The sequence below is a fragment of the Streptomyces sp. NBC_00659 genome, assembly GCF_036226925.1.
Classification (GTDB): Bacteria; Actinomycetota; Actinomycetes; order Streptomycetales; family Streptomycetaceae; genus Streptomyces.
The window spans coordinates 1276514-1293957 of the sequence record NZ_CP109031.1; the positions used below are offsets into that span (position 1 = coordinate 1276514).

18 protein-coding genes are annotated in these 17444 nt (G+C 70.3%); 13 read left to right on the plus strand and 5 right to left on the minus strand.

Annotation, left to right across the window (positions count from 1 at the left end; translation table 11 throughout):
* Positions 1 to 64: 64 nt before the first annotated feature.
* Entirely contained in the window at positions 65 to 502 is a 438-nt protein-coding gene (locus tag OG410_RS05365) for a tautomerase family protein (RefSeq protein ID WP_266755510.1), read from the plus strand.
* Positions 495 to 1523 carry a zinc-dependent alcohol dehydrogenase gene (locus tag OG410_RS05370; protein WP_329298059.1) on the plus strand — a complete coding sequence of 343 codons (1029 nt, stop codon included), beginning with the start codon at positions 495 to 497 and terminating at the stop codon, positions 1521 to 1523. The genes OG410_RS05365 and OG410_RS05370 overlap by 8 nt, the downstream gene beginning before the upstream one ends.
* Before the next feature lie 275 nt (positions 1524 to 1798).
* Here OG410_RS05370 and OG410_RS05375 read toward each other — a convergent pair whose 3' ends face one another.
* Entirely contained in the window at positions 1799 to 3076 is a 1278-nt protein-coding gene (locus OG410_RS05375; RefSeq protein WP_443063876.1) for an IS256 family transposase, read from the minus strand.
* Between OG410_RS05375 and OG410_RS05380 the strand changes: the two genes are divergently transcribed.
* Positions 3075 to 4061, plus strand: coding sequence for a hypothetical protein (locus tag OG410_RS05380; protein WP_329298061.1), 987 nt, complete (start codon positions 3075 to 3077; stop codon positions 4059 to 4061). The two genes, OG410_RS05375 and OG410_RS05380, sit on opposite strands and share 2 nt — an antisense overlap.
* A 304-nt stretch (positions 4062 to 4365) precedes the next feature.
* On the opposite strand, the gene OG410_RS05385 is transcribed toward OG410_RS05380, so the two are convergent.
* On the minus strand, positions 4366 to 5556 hold the full coding sequence (locus tag OG410_RS05385) for an acyl-CoA dehydrogenase family protein (RefSeq protein ID WP_329298062.1): 1191 nt from the start codon (positions 5554 to 5556) through the stop codon (positions 4366 to 4368).
* Between the two features lie 207 nt (positions 5557 to 5763).
* Here OG410_RS05385 and OG410_RS05390 point away from each other — a divergent pair, with 207 nt between their 5' ends.
* The gene (locus tag OG410_RS05390; RefSeq protein ID WP_329298063.1) at positions 5764 to 6351 is read left to right on the plus strand and encodes a histidine phosphatase family protein; all 588 of its coding nucleotides are present in this window, start codon (positions 5764 to 5766) and stop codon (positions 6349 to 6351) included.
* A gap of 18 nt (positions 6352 to 6369) precedes the next feature.
* Here the strand turns inward: OG410_RS05390 and OG410_RS05395 are convergent, their stop codons facing one another.
* The gene (locus tag OG410_RS05395; protein ID WP_329298064.1) at positions 6370 to 6741 is read right to left on the minus strand and encodes a ferredoxin; all 372 of its coding nucleotides are present in this window, start codon (positions 6739 to 6741) and stop codon (positions 6370 to 6372) included.
* A 51-nt stretch (positions 6742 to 6792) separates the two neighbouring features.
* A complete protein-coding gene (locus OG410_RS05400; RefSeq protein ID WP_151468855.1) occupies positions 6793 to 7185 on the minus strand; it encodes a nuclear transport factor 2 family protein in 393 nt (130 codons plus the stop codon).
* An 82-nt stretch (positions 7186 to 7267) separates the two neighbouring features.
* Between OG410_RS05400 and OG410_RS05405 the strand changes: the two genes are divergently transcribed.
* Complete coding sequence (locus tag OG410_RS05405) at positions 7268 to 7831, plus strand: PadR family transcriptional regulator (protein ID WP_329298065.1); 564 nt, start codon at positions 7268 to 7270, stop codon at positions 7829 to 7831.
* A gap of 294 nt (positions 7832 to 8125) precedes the next feature.
* Complete coding sequence (locus tag OG410_RS05410; RefSeq protein WP_329298066.1) at positions 8126 to 9283, plus strand: Gfo/Idh/MocA family protein; 1158 nt, start codon at positions 8126 to 8128, stop codon at positions 9281 to 9283.
* A 205-nt stretch (positions 9284 to 9488) separates the two neighbouring features.
* Here the strand turns inward: OG410_RS05410 and OG410_RS05415 are convergent, their stop codons facing one another.
* Complete coding sequence (locus tag OG410_RS05415; protein WP_329298067.1) at positions 9489 to 10067, minus strand: hypothetical protein; 579 nt, start codon at positions 10065 to 10067, stop codon at positions 9489 to 9491.
* 150 nt (positions 10068 to 10217) lie between these two features.
* Between OG410_RS05415 and OG410_RS05420 the strand changes: the two genes are divergently transcribed.
* The 7 genes from OG410_RS05420 (at position 10218) to OG410_RS05450 (ending at position 17184) form a co-directional block, all read left to right on the plus strand.
* A complete protein-coding gene (locus tag OG410_RS05420) occupies positions 10218 to 10895 on the plus strand; it encodes a response regulator transcription factor (protein WP_329298068.1) in 678 nt (225 codons plus the stop codon).
* A 40-nt stretch (positions 10896 to 10935) separates the two neighbouring features.
* Positions 10936 to 12363, plus strand: coding sequence for a sensor histidine kinase (locus OG410_RS05425; protein WP_329298069.1), 1428 nt, complete (start codon positions 10936 to 10938; stop codon positions 12361 to 12363).
* A gap of 346 nt (positions 12364 to 12709) precedes the next feature.
* Positions 12710 to 13318, plus strand: a complete 609-nt coding sequence (locus OG410_RS05430; RefSeq protein ID WP_329298070.1) for a helix-turn-helix transcriptional regulator — start codon at positions 12710 to 12712, stop codon at positions 13316 to 13318.
* Positions 13319 to 13364: 46 nt separating this feature from the next.
* Positions 13365 to 14384, plus strand: a complete 1020-nt coding sequence (locus OG410_RS05435; RefSeq protein ID WP_329298071.1) for a sugar ABC transporter substrate-binding protein — start codon at positions 13365 to 13367, stop codon at positions 14382 to 14384.
* The gene (locus OG410_RS05440) at positions 14384 to 15451 is read left to right on the plus strand and encodes an ABC transporter permease (RefSeq protein WP_326789505.1); all 1068 of its coding nucleotides are present in this window, start codon (positions 14384 to 14386) and stop codon (positions 15449 to 15451) included. The genes OG410_RS05435 and OG410_RS05440 overlap by 1 nt, the downstream gene beginning before the upstream one ends.
* Before the next feature lie 8 nt (positions 15452 to 15459).
* Complete coding sequence (locus OG410_RS05445) at positions 15460 to 16371, plus strand: ATP-binding cassette domain-containing protein (protein WP_329298072.1); 912 nt, start codon at positions 15460 to 15462, stop codon at positions 16369 to 16371.
* Positions 16372 to 16611: 240 nt separating this feature from the next.
* A complete protein-coding gene (locus OG410_RS05450) occupies positions 16612 to 17184 on the plus strand; it encodes a TetR/AcrR family transcriptional regulator (protein ID WP_329298073.1) in 573 nt (190 codons plus the stop codon).
* The last annotated feature ends 260 nt before the right edge of the window (positions 17185 to 17444 follow it).

Here is a 17444-nt window from a genome sequence, read left to right on the forward strand (position 1 = left end):
TCGCTATAACGACCGTCATAGCCTACCGTGACCCAGGTCTATAACGATCGTCATAGGAGCTGCCATGCCCATGATCCGGTTGACCGTGCCTGCCGGAGCCCTCACCAAAGAGGGCCGCACCACCGTTCAGCGCGACCTTGCGGCCGTGCTGCTGCGCTGGGAGGGCGCGCCCGACACCGCCTTCTTCCGCGCCCAGGCGTGGAGCTACCTCGTCGAGCTGCCCGAACGCGCCCAAGGGACCGCCGAGGACGACGCTCCCCGCTTCCTGGTGGAGGTGACGGTGCCGCGGGGGGCGTTGTCCGAGCGGCGCAAGGCCGGCCTGGTCCAGGACGCGACGAAGACCGTTCTGTCAGCCGCCGGCCTCTCCCCCGACGACGCGCTGCGAGTGTGGGTGCTCGTGCATGAGCAGCAGGACGGAACCTGGGGCGCGGGCGGCTCCGTCATCCGCTATGCCGACTTGGTCGCTCTGGCGCGGCAGAACAAGGAGCAGGCGGATGCGTGAGCTGACATACGTCGCCCGCCGCACGGTCGAATGGCGCGAGGCCCCGGACCCCGAGCTCCAGTCCGACCAGGAGGCGATCGTCGCGCCGATCGCCGCGACCTCCTGCGACGTGGACTCGGCAATCTTGGCCGGGCACGGCTTCATCGATCCGCCGTTCGCCCTCGGCCACGAGTGCATCGCCCGCGTCACCGACATCGGCGACGCGGTGACCACCGTGGCCCCCGGCGACCTCGTCGTCGTACCCTGGTCCATCAGCTGCGGCACCTGCGACCACTGCCGCAACGGACTCACCGCCCACTGCACCTCGGTCCCGCACATGGCCATGTACGGCGCGCCGATCGGCGGCAGCTGGGGCGGCCTCTTCTCCGACCTGGTCCGCGTCCCGTACGCGGACGCCATGCTGGTGCCCCTGCCCGCCGGTCTCGACCCGGTCGCGATGGCCTCGGCGAGCGACAACTGGTCGCTGTCCTGGCGCCTGGTCGCGCCCCACCTCAAGGCCCGCCCCGGCGCCCGGGTCCTGGTCGTCGCCCGTGGGAGCATCGGCCTGTACGTCTGCGACATCGCCCGCGCCCTCGGCGCCTCCGACGTTCTCTACGTCGACCCCGACGCGGAGCACCGCAAGCTCGCCGAGGGCTTCGGCGCCCGCACCGCCGAATCGATCGAAGCGATCCGCCACGGCTTCGACCTCGCCGTCGAGGCAACCGGGCGCGTCGACCAGCTCACCCTCGCCGTCAAGTCACTCGCGCCCGAAGGCATCTGCGAATCGGCCGGCAACCACTTCCGCCCCGGCGAACTGCCACTCCTCGACATGTACCTCACCGGCGTCACCCTGCGCATCGCCCGCGACAACGTTCGCGCCCACATCCCCGACGCCCTCGACCTCGCCGCCTCCGGCACCGTCGACCCCGCCCGAGTCGTCTCCCACGTCCTCGACTGGGAACAACTCCCCGACGCCCTGCCCGAGAAGCACCTCAAGCCCGTCTTCGTCCGCCACTCCACCCCGCCCCAGGCTGCACCCTGACCACGGCACGGCGGCCCGCAACCACACATACAGAGACACCTAATGAACTCGTCCCTCACCGTCACAAGCGGCACCCCGCGAGGGGAGTTCAAAGCCAGGCCAGCTTCCGCCGTGGCACGCGGACGCCGGCCTGGCAGGCGGCTCTGACTCAACCGGCTGTGCATGAGCGAGACGCTCTACGTACTCGATGACGCCGGACCAACCGCTGATTCCCGGCCACGTTTGTCGTGGGGTACGGGACTGTCAAACGAGTGGTGTAACTGGGGTAGTTGGGGTTACTGACAGGCCGCTGAGAGGCGGCCGTCGAAGGTGATGTCGAAGGCGTTCAGCGCGGTCTTCCAGCGCATGGTCCAGCGGGCCTGGCCCTTGCCGGTGGGGTCGAGCGACATGATCGCCATGTAGACGCATTTCAGGGCGGCCTGCTCGTTGGGGAAGTGTCCGCGGGCCTTGACCGCCCGGCGGATGCGGGCGTTGACCGACTCGATCGCGTTCGTCGTGCAGACGATGCGCCGGATCTCGGGGTCGAACCGCAGGAACGGGGTGAACTCCTCCCAGGCGTTCTCCCAGAGTTTCACGATCGCCGGATACTTCCGGCCCCAGGCATCGGCGAACTCGGCGAACCGGTCCAGGGCGGCCTCTTCGGTGGGGGCGGTGTAGACGGGCTTGAGCAGACGCGCGATCTTGTCCCAGTCCTGGCGGGCGGCATAGCGGAAGGAGTTCCGCAGCAGGTGGACCACGCAGGTCTGCACGATCGTCCTGGGCCAGACCGTTTCCACCGCCTCGGGCAGGCCTTTCAGCCCGTCGCGGACGAGCATGAGGACGTCGCCGACCCCGCGGTTCTTGATCTCGGTGAGGACGTGCATCCAGTGCTTGGCGCCCTCGCCGCCGTCGCCGGCCCACAGCCCCAGGATCTCCCGCCGGCCCTCGGCGGTGACGGCCAGAGCCACGTAGATGGGCCGGTTGGCGACCGCGCCGTCGCGGATCTTCACGTGGATGGCGTCGATGAAGATCACCGGATAGACGGCGTCGAGCGGGCGGCTCTGCCATTCGGCCATGCCCTCGAGGACCTGGTCGGTGATGGTGGAGATGGTCTGGCGGGAGACCTCGGCGCCGTAGACCTCAGCGAGGTGGGCCTGGACCTCGCCGGTGGTCAGGCCCTTCGCGGCCAGGGAGATGACCATCTCGTCGACGCCGGTCAGGCGTTTCTGCCGCTTCTTGATGATCTTCGGCTCGAATGAGCCGCCCCGGTCGCGGGGCACGGTTATCTCCACCGGGCCGACGTCGGTCAGCACCGTCTTGGAGCGTTTGCCGTTGCGGGAGTTGCCACCGTTCTTACCGACCGGGTCGTGCTTGTCATAGCCGAGATGGTCCGTGATCTCGCCTTCAAGAGCGGACTCCAGCAGCCGCTTGGTCAGCTGCTGCAGCAGCCCGCCCTCACCGGTCAGCCGCAGCCCTTCCGCCTGGGCCCGGTGCACCAGCTCGTCGATCAACTGGTCGTCCACGGCCCTCGCCGACACAGCCTTCGAGGACTCGACGGCTCCGGACTCGGACATGTTCTCACTGGTCATCGATGCATCTTCCATGATCGGGAGTTACACCGAACGTCTTACAGTCCCGCTCCTGGCGGCCGACACTTTGCTCAGTGAGCACGACCAGACATCTCTCCGCGAACAGGTCCGGCCGTTGGTCCAAACCGTCCGGTCCCGTGTCCCGATGTTCTACGGCCAAATCGCCCGGTCACTCAACATCTCCCCTCGTTTCGCCCAGGCCCTGGCCACCAGGAGCTACGGCGCTCACGGGCACCGCAGCCTGCGGACACCAGCCCGCAAGCACCGATTCTCGGTTGAGGAGGTCCCGGCCTACCTGCCGAAACCTTGGTTCGACACTTACTTCGACGGCTTCCTCGATCACATGCCAGAAGACCAACGTCCCAGGGTGCGCGCGCTGCGCCGCGCCGCCTCTATCCGGCTCGTGAGACTCATCATCGGCGCCTCCTGGCCCCGATGCGCCGAGGTCCTCGACCTGACTCCTAAGATGGCCGCCAAGCTCCTATCCGGCCTCGCCAAGCGCTTCGACCCTATTAACCTGTGGCCTGAGTTCGACCGACGAGTCGACCAGATCGCAGACCACCTTGATGTCACCGAGGACCGGATCAATTATGCGAACCGCCGCCAGCGCCTGGCCGAGTGGCGCATGGCGAGTGAAGAGTGGCGCCTCCTGACTGCTGGCATCCCGCGCCTTCGCAGACTTCACGAGCGGGGCGACTCTGGGATTGGATCCGCCCTCGCATGGAGCAGAGCCACTCAGGGCGAACCTGTCCACAGCCCCGTCATCTGCGAATCCGAGCGCAACGGCGATGACGTCACCTCGCTCACCAGGGAACTCTCCGTTCTCCAGAGAGACGACTTGCGCGGTGCCCGGCTCCATCTCCGTAGACGTCTCGACGTCTACGCGGCGCATCTGGCGAGCACCTGCGACCGTGAGGCCAGCCTCCAAGTCCGCATCGACGACATCCTGTCCAGGTCGACCTCAGCATGAGGATCACAGGCCTCACGCTGGGGGACGAAGCAGCGCGCAGCTCTGCCGGCGCGGACGCCTGAGACTCAACACGACTCGGGACAACCTGCGACCAGAATCTGCACCTCCGCGTCTCCATACGTACGGTCATCGAGTAGGAGACATGGACGCACAGCACGCCCGACCCTCACCAGCCGTGAGAAAGCGGCAGGTCAGCCGCCTGAAATAGTCTGCAAGCCAGGCCCGCCACCCTCCGGTCCGCGCCCTCGGTCCGGTGCCAACTATCCCTCTTTTGTGCCAACTATAAATCTTTGTCACATCCGCGCTAGCGCCGCACCCGGGGCATCCCCAGGCCGATCCACGAGATGATCTCCCGCTGGATCTCGTTGTTGCCGCCGCCGAAGGTGAAGATCACGGCCGATCGGTAGCCGCGTTCGAGTTCGCCGTGCAGGACGGCGCCGGCGGAGCCCTCCTTGAGGACACCGGGGGCTGCGACGATCTCCATCAGCCAGGCATACGCGTCCCGGCGCGCCTCGGAGCCGTACACCTTGACCGCGGAGGCGTCCTGCGGGGTGAGCGTGCCCTCCTGGACGGCGTTCACCATCCGCCAGTTGAGGAGTTTCATGGCGTCGAGTTTGGTGTGCGTACGGGCGAGGAGGCGGCGCACCCAGGGCAGGTCGACGACGCGGCGGCCGTCGGCGAGTTTGGTCTCCATCGCCCAGCGCTGGACGTCGTGCAGGGCGCGGATGGCCATGGTGCCGTGCGCGGCGAGGGTGACGCGCTCGTGGTTGAGCTGGTTGGTGATCAGCCGCCAGCCCTTGTTCTCCTCGCCGACCCGGCGCGCGGCGGGGACGCGGATGTTCTCGTAGTAGCTCGCGGTGGTGTCGTGCGAGGCGAGCGTGTTGATGATGGTGCAGGAGTAGCCGGGGTCGGAGGTCGGCACGAGGAGCATGGTGATGCCCTTGTGCGGCGGGGCGTCCGGGTCGGTGCGGACGGCGAGCCACACCCAGTCGGCCGTGTCGCCGTTGGTCGTCCAGATCTTCTGGCCGTCGACCGTGTAGTGACCGGTTTCCTCGTCGCCCTCCCGTACGGCCCTGGTCCGGAGCGCGGCGAGGTCCGTCCCGGCTCCGGGCTCGCTGTAGCCGATCGCGAAGTCGAGTTCGCCGGAGAGGATCTTCGGCAGGAAGTACGACTTCTGCTCCTCCGTACCGAACCGCATGATCGTCGGTCCGACGGTGTTGAGGGCCATCAGCGGCAGCGGCACCCCGGCCTGGGCCGCCTCGTCGAAGAAGATGAACTGCTCCATCGGGCTCAGACCCCGCCCGCCGTACTCCTTGGGCCAGCCGACCCCGAGCCAGCCGTCCGCGCCGAGCCGTCGGATCGTCTCGCGGTAGAAGCGCTTCTGCGCCGCCGGATCCGCGTAGCGCGCGTACGCGTTGTCCGGCACCAACTCGGCGAAGTAGAGACGAAGTTCGGTCCGCAACCGCTGCTGTTCCGGCGTGTATTCGAGATGCACGGCGCCTCCTGCCTCCCCGGGCCCGACCTGACGGCGCACACCGTAGAACGTGTTTCAGAAATTGGGAATGCCGATGACGTCGGCGAGACGGACGCCGCCCCCTCGTGCGGGCCGGATTCCCCGGCCCTCGCGGAATATCGTGGCTCGTACAGCACGAACTCGACCCGTACAGCACGAGCCGGGTCCACGACACATGAGAGTGATGGCATGACCAGCCGAGTGTTCTTGATCTCCGCGGCGATCGGCGAGGCGCTGCGTGAGGCCCGCTTCGACGACGGCAGCAGTCCGGTGGACGCGTCGGGCCTGCGGGCCGCCCGGTCGGCGGCCGACGCGGGTGCCGTTCCGGCGGGTGCGCGGCTGTGGGTCTCCCCCACCGTGCGGTGCCGGCAGACCGCTGAGGCACTCGGGCTCGAAGACGGCGTCGAGACAGCGGAGTTGGCCCCTCTCTACGTGGGCCGCTGGCGCGGGGCGACGCTGGCCGAGGTGAGCGCGAAGGAGCCGGAGGCGGTGGCGCGCTGGCTCGCCGATCCCGTGTCGGCGCCGCACGACGGCGAGTCGGTGCGGGCGTTCTGCGACCGGGTGGCGGAACGCCTCGACGCGGCGGCGGCTCTCGACGGCCGAACCGTCGCCGTGGTGGAGCCCGAGGTCGTACGGGCCCTGGTGGTACGGGCGTTGGGGGCACCTGAGCCGGCGTTCTGGCGCGTGGACGTACCGCCGCTCACCGTCACGGAGTTGAGCGGGCGCGCGGGGCGCTGGAACGTCCGCGCCGGACGCCCGCTCGCCGGACGGGCCTGACCCGGGCGGCGTACGGACTCAGCGCAGCGTGGCGATGAAGTCCGTGCACGACCGGGCGCATTCACGGCATTTCCGCGCGGCGGCCTCCGCCCCGGGGCATGCGTCGAAGGCCTCCGCGCACTCCAGGCATACGTCCCTGCACCACTCCAGCTGAGCGAGGACGTCCCGCTCGTTCCGAGCGGAGTGAAGGGACAGCACATGGCAGGTCGCCTCGCACACCTCCGCGCACAGAATGCCCGAACGCCGCGCGGCCTCCTGTTTCTTCGGCCCGTCGGGATCCATGAGGCTCGCGCGCAGCGCGGAGGTCCTGGCGCAGTCGGCACAGGCCCGGGCGCACTCGAAGCGGTCCTCCAGGAACCGGAAGAGCTCCTGCTGTGAAGTCGTCGTCACAACAGCCGGGTAGCCGGAGGGAGTCGGTTCAAACAGCGCAAGTCCGGACCCTCACGCGCCGGCCGCCTCCCGGGAGATCTGCTCGAACTGCGCCCCCATGGCCTCGGAGAGCGCCTGCGCCGCCGACAACGGGCGGACCATCACCATGAGTTCGTCGATGCGTCCGTCCTCGTCGAAGTGCAGGAAGTCGCAGCCGTTGATCTCCTTGTCGCCGACCTTGGCCGTGAAGACCAGCGCGTGGTCGCGGCCGTCGGCGCCGGCGATCTCACGGACGTAGCGGAAGTCGCTGAAGACGCGCCAGACGCCGCGCAGGATGGCGGCGGTGATCGGCTTGCCCGGGTACGGCTTGAAGGCGACGGGGCTGGTGAACACGACGTCGTCGGCCAGCAGCTCCTCGACCGCGTCGAGGTCTCCGGCCTCCACGGCCTTGCGGAAGGAGTTCATTGCGACCGCCTCTCTTACTCAATTAATTGATTAGGTGCGGATAAGATTAGTCCTGTGGACGGAGGCCGTCTAGCCTTGCGGGATGGCATTGCGCAACGCGGTACTGGCCTCGCTCCTGGAGGGCGAGTCGTCGGGCTACGACCTGGCCAAGGGGTTCGACGCCTCGGTGGCCAACTTCTGGATGGCGACCCCGCAGCAGCTGTACCGGGAACTCGACCGGATGGAGTCCGAGGGGCTCATCGAGGCCCGGCTCGTGCAGCAGGAACGGCGGCCCAACAAGCGGGTCTTCTCGCTGACCGGGGCGGGCCTCGAAGCGCTGGCCTCCTTCACCGCCGGGCCCGCGAAACCCACCGCGATCCGCGACGAGCTGATGGTGAAGGTGTACGCACTCGACATGGGGGACGCCGACGCCGTCCGGGTGGCGATCGCCGAGCGGCTGGAGTGGTCGCGCGCCAAGCTGGCGCACTACGAGCGGATCGGCGCCCGCCTGCTCGACGGGCGCACCGAGGACGAGTACCTCGCCGGGGCGGAGCGCGTCGGCCCGTATCTCACTCTCCTGGGGGGACGCGCCTTCGAGCAGGCGATCATCGAGTGGGCGGAGCGGGCCCTGCGGGTCCTGGAACAGCGGGCGTCGGTCGCAGGCTGAGCGGGGCCTCATCGCACCAGCCTGATCGCGGGCCGGACAGGACCGGACCAGACCGGACCAGACTGGTTTGATCTGGTTCCGGTCGTTCTGGTTCGGTCCAGTTCGTTCCGGTTCGCTGTGGGTGGGTCCGAATCGGCGCGGGTAGGTCTGGATCGGTACGGATGGGCCCGGTTCGGTGCGCGATGGTTCCGGTGCGCGATGGTTCCGCTGCGGAAGGGTTCCGGCTCGGGATGCTGCCGGTGCGGGACGGTTCCGGTTCGGTTCCGGTTCGGGACGGTTCGAAGGAGGGCGATCGTGGTGCGTGCGCTCGGTATCGCTGTCGTGGGGTTCGGCTGGATGGGACGGGTGCACACGCAGGCGTACGCCCGCGTACTCCACCACTTCCCGAGGCTCGCCCTGCGTCCCGAACCGATCGCCGTCGCCGACGACGTACCCGGCCGTGCCGAGGAGGCCGCCGAGCGGTACGGCTTCGCCGGCGCCGTACGTGACTGGCGGGAGATCGCCGCCGATCCGCGCGTGGAGGCCGTGAGCATCACCGCGCCGAACTTCCTGCACCGTGAGATCGGTGTGGCCATGGCCGAGGCCGGCAAGCACATCTGGATCGAGAAGCCGGTGGGACTGACCGCCGACGACGCCCGGGCGGTGTCGGGCGCGGTGACCGCAGCCGGGGTCCGGGGCACGGTCGGCTTCAACTACCGGGGCGCCCCCGCGGTCGTGGCGGCCCGCGAGCTGATCGCCTCCGGCGACATCGGGGACGTGACCCATGTGCGCATCCGTCTCCTCAGCGACTACGCGGCCCATCCGGAGGGTGCGCTGACCTGGCGCTACGAGCGGGAGCGCGGCGGCAGTGGTGTCCTCGGCGACCTGGCCTCGCACGGCGTCGACCTGGCCCGTTTCCTGCTGGGCGAGATCGAGGCTCTGGCGGCGGACACGGCGGTCTTCGTACCGGTGCGGGCCCGGCCGGCCGGGGCGACCGCGGGGCACGCGCGCGCCGCGGGCGGCGAGCGGGCGCCCGTGGAGAACGAGGACTACGTCAACTGCCTGCTGCGCTTCGCCTCCGGCGCGCGTGGCGTCCTGGAGGCGTGCCGGGTCTCGGTGGGCGAGCAGAACAGCTACGGGTTCGAGATCCACGGCACGAAGGGCGCGGTGTTCTGGGACTTCCGCCGGATGGGCGAGCTCGGCGTCAGCCGGGGCACGTCGTACCAGGACCAGCCCGTCAGCACCGTGTACGTCGGTCCGGGAGCCGGTGACTACGCCGCCTTCCAGCCGGGGGCGGCGAACAGCATGGGCTACGACGACCTCAAGGTCGTCGAGGCGCACAACTTCCTGCGCTCCATCGCCGACAACAGACCGTACGGCGCCACGCTGGTCGACGCGGTCCGCAGTGCGACGGCGCTGGACGCGATGGCGCGCTCGGCGGCGTCGGGGGCGTGGGTGACGCTGGAGTCGTAACCCGCCGGGCCGTCCCGGGCGGGTCGGGGCCGCGTGGGCGCACCCGCCCGTCGCCTGGGCGTCCGGCCTCTCCGCGCGGTCCATCGACGCAGCCCAGCGATGCGGTCCACCGACGCGGCCCACGGCAGGCCGTGGCTCCCTCGGACCGAGGTCCTCGTCGTTCCTGTGCGGCGCGGCCGAGGCCGCGCCGCTCGGGTCATCCGGTTCAGCCGCCCAGGACGGTGTTGCCGGTCACCGTGCCGCCGGTGCCGTCGACGGTCACCACATGCCGTACCCCATCGGGGCCGACGACCACGATCCGCCAGGCCCGGCCGCCGCCCTGCTCCGTGACCGGCGCCAGCGACTCGACCTTGCCGTCCTTGACCGCGGAGGCGGCCTTGTCCACGGCGTCCGCCGCGGAGAGCGAGGGCAGCGGGGCCGGAGCCTCGCCGGCCGACAGCTCAGGACCGTCCTCGCCGGCCCGGATCCGGCCCTCGCGCTGCCTCAAGCCGTCGTGCCCGTCACGGCCTTCGGGCTCGGCCCGGAACCCGTCACGCCACTCGTGCGCGCCGGCAGGCACCACCTTGCGCTCCCCGCGGCCGTCCTCCTCGTGGTGGTGGATCGCCGCCGCGGCAACGCCGCCGCCGACCACCACCACGGCCGCCGCGCCGGCCACGGCCCAGCGCGCCCCGCGGCCGCCCAGCCGACGCCTGCCGGCCGGCTTCGTCCCCGTCGTACCCGGACCGTCCTCGTCCGGCCGTTCCTGCGGCTCCTGCGGCTCCTGCGCACCTATGGATTCACTCACTGTGCCCACCCCGATCTCCCGGAAAGGTCCGGGCCCTGTGCCCGGTCGTCCGGGCACAGCATCGCTGGCGGCTGCTGAAGACTTCCTGAAGACCTGAAGGCGCCTTCAGCTTGGTGCCTTCCCCGCCCGGCGACCTGCCACCCTGGGGGCATGCGTGTACTGGTGGTGGAGGACGAACGCCGGCTGGCCCTGGCGCTTCAGCACGGCCTGACGGCCGAGGGCTTCAGCGTGGACGTCGCCCACGACGGCCTGACCGGGCTCACCAAAGCCACCGAGCGCGCCTACGACGTGGTCGTGCTCGACATCATGCTGCCCGGCCTCAACGGCTACCGGGTGTGCCAGCGGCTGCGGGCCACCGGCAGCAACGTCGGCATCCTCATGCTCACCGCCAAGGACGGCGAGTGGGACGAGGCCGAGGCGCTGGACACCGGCGCCGACGACTACCTGTCCAAACCCTTCTCCTTCGTGGTGCTCGTCGCCCGCCTGCGGGCGCTGGCCCGCCGGATCGGCACCCGGGCCCCGAGACGCACCGTGCTGGGCGACCTGGTGGTCGACTCCGCCGCCCGCACCTGCACCCGCGGGGGCGTGGCCGTCCCGCTCACCCCGCGCGAGTTCGCCGTGCTTGACCACCTCGCCCGGCGGGCCGGGGAGGCCGTCTCCAAGCGGGAGATACTGGACGAGGTCTGGGACAGCGGCGCCGACAGCGACCCCAACACCGTCGAGGTCCATGTCAGCGCCCTGCGACGCAAGATCGACACACCGTTCGGACGGGCGGCGGTACAGACCGTCCGAGGCTCCGGATACCGACTGGCGGCCGACGGTGGCTGAGCCGGATCCGACCCCGCAGAGACCGAAGCGTCCCCGGATCGTGCCCGCGGCGCGCCACCGGGTCCGTGCCGCGCTGCGCCACCTCACCGGACAACCCCGTGCGGCCACGCTGATCCGTCGGCTGGCGCCGCGCTCGGTCCGTACCCGCACCACCCTCGCCGCGTGCGCGAGCGTGGCCGTCGTCCTGCTCGCCACGTCGGCCGTCGTCCTGCTGCTGCTGCGGGGCAACCTCGAACGCACCGTGGAGACCGGGGGCCGCGCGCAGGCCCGGGACGTCGCCCGCCTCGCCGCGGCCGGACGCCTGCCCCAACCGGTGGCGCTCGACCCCGGAGCCGACTTCATCCAGGTCGTCGACGCTGACGGAAAGGTCGTAGCGCAGAGCCAGAACCTCACCGGCCGCCCCGCGCTCACACCCACCGGCACCCACAACGGCCACCGGACCTACAACCTCGACGCCCTCGGCGAGGAACACCACCAGCGCGTCACCACGGTCACCACCACCAGCCCCAGCGGCCCGGTCACCATCCATGTCGGGGCCTCACTGCGCACCGCGGACGCCGCCGAGGACGTCACCGCCGCGGCCCTCGCCGCCCTCAGCGCCCTGCTGATCTCCACCGTCGGTGTCCTGACCTGGCGTACGACCGGCCGCGCGCTGCGGCCGGTCGAGGCCATCCGCGCCGAGGTCGCCGCCATCGGCGACCGCGCCCTGGACCGCCGGGTCCCCGCCCCGCGCAGCGACGACGAGATCGCCCGCCTCGCCGACACCATGAACGCCATGCTCGAACGGCTGGAGGCCGCGGGCACGCGGCAGCGCCGGTTCATCGCCGACGCCTCCCACGAGCTGCGCAGCCCCCTCGCGGTGCTGCGCACCCAGTTGGAGGTCGCCCTGACCCACCCGGATCCGGAAGTGCGCGACACCCTGGTGGCGGGCGCCCTCCAGGACACCGAGCGGCTCCAGGCGCTCTCCGCCGACCTGCTGCTGCTCGCCCGCCTCGACGCCACCGGACAGAGCCGGCCCACCGAACCCGTCGACCTCGTCGAACTCGCCCGCAGCACCGTGGCGGTTCGCTCCACCGACTCCCACCCGGTCACACTCCACACCCCGGACGACGTCACCGTTCCCGGCAACGCCCTGTGGATCGGCCGACTGCTGACCAACCTCCTCGACAACGCCCAGCGCCACGCCCGGCACACCGTCGCGGTGCGGCTGTCAGCGGACCCGGAGACCGGCGACGCCGTCCTGGACGTCACCAACGACGGCCCTCCGATCGCCCCCGCCGACCAGGAGAAGATCTTCGAACGGTTCGCCCGCCTCGACGACGCCCGCAGCCGTGACGACGGCGGCACCGGTCTAGGCCTGCCCATCGCTCTGGACATCGCCGCCCTCCACGGCGGCACGATCACCGTCCTCGACACCCCGGACGGCACCACGTTCCGCACCCAACTCCCTGCCGGCACCCGGGTATGACAGCGGGTGGCACTCGAATCGGCTGCGCAGCTCGTCGGGTACGCGGCTGCCCGCGCACCGGGCCGGGCGTGACAGCGCCCGACTGATCGGAACGTCAGGGGACGGTGAGGGATGTGACCTCGGCGGGCACCGGCTCGTCCTGGACCGGTTCGCGCAAGAAGGCGGAGAGCAGCAACACGGCTCCTGGATCGCCTCCGACGACCGCGCCCTGTGGATTCCGGCGAACACCTGGCACGAACACCGCTTCTACGGCCGGAGCCGCTTCCACACCATCGGCTTCCCCGCCCACGGCAGGACGCCCCCGCTCGACGCCGAACGCCCGCCGGTCATCGCCGTCGACACCCTGGTGCGCGAACTGCTCATCGCGCTCATCGCGCTCACCGGCACCACCCTCACGCAGACCGAGATCCGGCACATCGAAGAAGTGCTGCGCGACCGGCTGCGCCGCGTGACAGCCCAGCCCGTCGCCCTGCCCGCCGCCCGCGACCGACGACTGGCCGACGCCTGCCGCCTCGCCGAAGAAGACCTGCACCAGCCGTGCACCCTGGCCCGGCTCGCCGCCCGCGTGCACACCAGCGAGCGCACCCTCTCCCGCCTCTACCGCGACGAGTTCGGCTTGACCTTCCCCCAGTGGCGCACCCGCGCCCGGATCTTCACCGCGATGGTCATGCTCGCCGAGGGCGCCACCGTCACCGACACCGCCCACTCCTGCGGATGGGCGACAACCAGCGCCTTCGTCCAGACGTTCGCCCAGACGGTGGGCATCACCCCCGGTAACTACCGCGCAGGTATGGGCAAATCGCACGAGGTACGACGGCCGAAGCGGCGAGGGCGGTCGCGCCGACGCCCCGGAGAGCCGCTGCCCGACGGATCTCAAGTCGGTTCCCTTTCAAGGGTGTTGCCCGTCGATCCGGTTCCGTTCACATGCGTGATGCGCCTGATGCTGGGGATGTAGGGGAGGAGACACACAGGCCCCGGTCGCACAGTGAGGTGCTGCAGAGATGGATCGCACGTTCCACCCCCGTTCACGGAGAATCGCCCCGCTCGTCGCCCTGACCGCGGCGTCCTTACTGCTCGCGGCGGGTTGCTCCAGCGACTCCGGCGGCAAGAAGGCCGAGGAGAGCGGGGACGGCGGCACCGCGGGCAAGGCGAACACACCGCGGATGACGGTCGCCCTGGTCACCCACCAGGCGCCCGGCGACACGTTCTGGGACATCGTCCGCAAGGGCGCCGAGGCCGCGGCCGCCAAGGACAACATCGATCTCGTCTACGCGCACGACCCGAACGCGGGCGCCCAGGCCGGCCTGGTGCAGAACGCGATCGACCAGAAGGTCGACGGCATCGCCATCACCCTGGCCAAGCCCGACGCCATGAAGGACGCGGTGAGCAAGGCGACTTCGGCCGGCATACCCGTCGTGGGCCTCAACTCGGGCCTGAGCGACTGGAAGAAGCTGGGCCTGACGGAGTTCTTCGGCCAGGACGAGACCGTCGCGGGCGAGGCACTCGGCAAGAAACTGAACGCGGAGGGCGCCAAGAAGGCCGTCTGTGTGATCCAGGAACAGGGCAACATCGGCCTCACCCAGCGGTGCGACGGCGTGAAGAAGACCTTCAGCGGCGCGACCGAGAACCTGTACGTCAACGGCACCGACATGCCGTCCGTGAAGTCGACGATCACCGCGAAGCTCAAGCAGAGCCCGGCGATCGACTACGTCGTCGCGCTGGGCGCCCCGTACGCCCTGACCGCGGTGCAGTCGGTGAGCGAGGCCGGCAGCAAGGCGAAGATCGCCACCTTCGACCTCAACAAAGAACTCACGGGCGCCATCAGCAAGGGCACCATCCAGTTCGCCGTAGACCAGCAGCCCTACCTCCAGGGCTACTTGGCGATCGACTCGCTGTGGCTCTACAAGAACAACGGCAACTACAGCGGCGGCGGCGAGCAACCCGTGCTCACCGGTCCGGCGTTCGTGGACAAGAGCAACGTCGACGCCGTCGCCAAGTACGCCACGAAGGGCACTCGGTGATGAGCACGGCCGGGCCGACGGCGACCGCGCCGCCGGCTCCCGGCCCTCGCACGGCCGGCGGGCGGACCGCGCGGCGCCCCCTGGCGCTGCGGCTGCTCGCCCGGCCCGAGGTCGGGGTGTTCCTCGGCGCCGCCGCCGTGTTCGTCTTCTTCCTGATCGCGGCGCCGTCGGTGCGCTCCGGCGGTTCCATGGCGACCGTGCTCTACCAGTCGTCGACGATCGGCCTCATGGCCCTGCCCGTGGCCCTGCTGATGATCGGCGGCGAGTTCGACCTGTCCGCCGGCGTCGCGGTGATCACCTCGGCGCTGACGGCGAGCATGCTCAGCTACCAGCTCACCATGAACGTGTGGGCGGGTGTCGTGGTGGCACTCGTCCTCTCGCTCGCGATCGGGGCGTTCAACGGCTGGATGATGGTCCGCACCGGGCTGCCCAGCTTTCTGGTGACGCTCGGGACCTTCCTGATCCTGCAAGGCGTCAACCTCGCCGTCACCAAACTGGTCACCGACAACGTCGCCACCGACGACATCAGCGACATGGACGGCTTCGGCCAGGCGAAGAAGATCTTCGCCTCGTCGTTCGGCGTCGGCGGCGTCCAGGTGAAGATCACGGTCGTGTGGTGGCTCGTCTTCGCGGCGCTCGCCACCTGGGTGCTGCTGCGCACCAAGTACGGCAACTGGGTCTTCGCGGTCGGCGGCGACCAGGACAGCGCCCGCGCGGTCGGCGTACCGGTGACCTTCACCAAGATCACGCTGTTCATGGCGGTCGGCTTCGGCGCCTGGTTCGTCGGCATGCACGAACTGTTCTCGTTCAACACGGTGCAGTCGGGTGAGGGCGTCGGCCAGGAACTCATCTACATCGCCGCGTCGGTGATCGGCGGCTGTCTGCTCACCGGCGGCTACGGCTCCGCGATCGGCCCGGTCTTCGGCGCCTTCATGTTCGGCATGGTGAACCAGGGCATCGTCTACGCCGGCTGGAACCCCGACTGGTTCAAGGCCTTCCTCGGCGTGATGCTGCTCGGCGCCACGCTCGTCAATCTGTGGGTCCGCCGCACGGCGACCCGGAGGTGAACCGACCCATGGCAGACAACGGATCCGCAGCCGCGGGCGCCCGCCCGGGCACCCCGTCCGGGGACGGCGGTGCCGCGATCGTCGAACTGCGCGGCGCGGGAAAGTCGTACGGCAACATCCGCGCTCTCCACGGCGTGTCCCTCACCGTCCGTCCCGGCCGGGTGACCTGCGTCCTCGGCGACAACGGCGCCGGGAAATCCACCCTCATCAAGATCATCTCGGGGCTGCACCAGCACAGCGAGGGCGAGTTCCTCGTGGACGGCACGGCTGTACGCTTCACCACCCCGCGCGAGGCCCTCGTCAAGGGCATCGCCACCGTCTACCAGGACCTCGCGACGGTGCCGCTGATGCCGGTGTGGCGGAACTTCTTCCTCGGCTCCGAGCTGACCAAGGGCCCCTGGCCCGTACGCCGGCTCGACATCGTCCGGATGAAGCGAACCGCCGACGAGGAACTGCGCAACATGGGCATCGTCCTCGACGACCTCGACCGGCCGATCGGCACGCTGTCCGGCGGGCAGCGCCAGTCCGTGGCCATCGCCCGCGCGGTGTACTTCGGCGCCCGCGTCCTCATCCTCGACGAACCGACCGCCGCGCTCGGCGTCAAACAGTCCGGTGTCGTGCTCAAGTACATCGCCGCCGCCCGCGACCGCGGCCTCGGCGTCATCTTCATCACCCACAACCCGCACCACGCGTACATGGTCGGCGACCACTTCAGCGTGCTGCGGCTGGGCACGCTCGAACTCAGCGCCGACCGCGGGGAGGTCGGCCTGGAGGAGCTCACCGACCATATGGCGGGCGGCGCCGAACTGGCCGCGCTCAAGCACGAGTTGGCTCAGGTTCGGGGGGTCGACGTACAGCGGCTCCCGGAGGCGGAGGACCTCGGGGCGCCCGCACCGGCCATCCCCGAGGAGGCGCCCTGACACTCCCCCGTCCGGCCCGCGTCCGACGCGTCAACGGACCACCGGCCGAGGACGGACGACCGGAACACGGCCCGGCCGCTCGTGCCGGCTCGTCGGCTCGGCCGGGCCGGCCAGTCGGCGGGCGTGCGGCGCCGGACCTCGCTGGAGGCCGTCGGCCCAGGGCAGCGGGACTTCGGCCCTGTGATCACTCCGCTGGAGGGGTGCCGGTCACAGGGATGGAGGAACGGTTACGCTGAGATCATGCCGTCCACACGTCGTACCGCGCGCCAGACCGACCTGCTCGAGCGGCTGGTCGCGTTGCTGGTGGCGGAGGGCTTCGCGGCGTTCACGCTCGACGAGCTGACCGACCGGCTGCACTGCTCGAAGACGACGCTGTACCAACTCGCGGGAAGCAAGCAGGAGTTGGTAAGGGAAGCGGTGAAACACTACTTCCGGGAGGCCGCCCAGGCCGTCGAGAAGCAGGTGGCCGACACCTCCGCGCCCTCCGAACGCGTGGTGGCCTACCTGAACGCGGTCGCCGAGCAGCTGCGGCCGCTCTCCCGGCAGTTCCTCGACGACATGGCCCAGTTCGAGCCGGCCCGCGAGGTGTACGAGGCCAATACGCGCCTCGCCGCGGGAAGGGTCCGGCAGTTGATCGCGGACGGCGTGGCCGCCGGGGCGTTCCGTGACGTCCATGCCGCGTTCGTGGGCGAGGTCGTGGCCGCGACCATGCAGGAGATCCAGCGCGGCGAGGTCGCCGCGCGCACCGGACTGAACGACGCCGAGGCCTACGCCGAACTGGCCTCGCTCATCGTGCACGCCGTCTCACCCTGACGCCGCCCGTCCCTGACGCCGTCCACCTCTGACGCCGTCCACCCCGACATCCCCGTCGAGCGGCATGGACCGGCGCCGCGAGAGCCACCCACACCCCGAGGCGACGGCCCGCGCGTCCGCGCCCCCACAGCCGCCGGCACCGCGGCACCCCGTCTCCGAGCCCACGCCCGCCCCTGCCTCACGGAGCCGGCCGGCCACGGCCCGACCCACCGCGTACAGGACATCACGCCCACAGGGTCCACCGTCCAGTCACCGCAGGA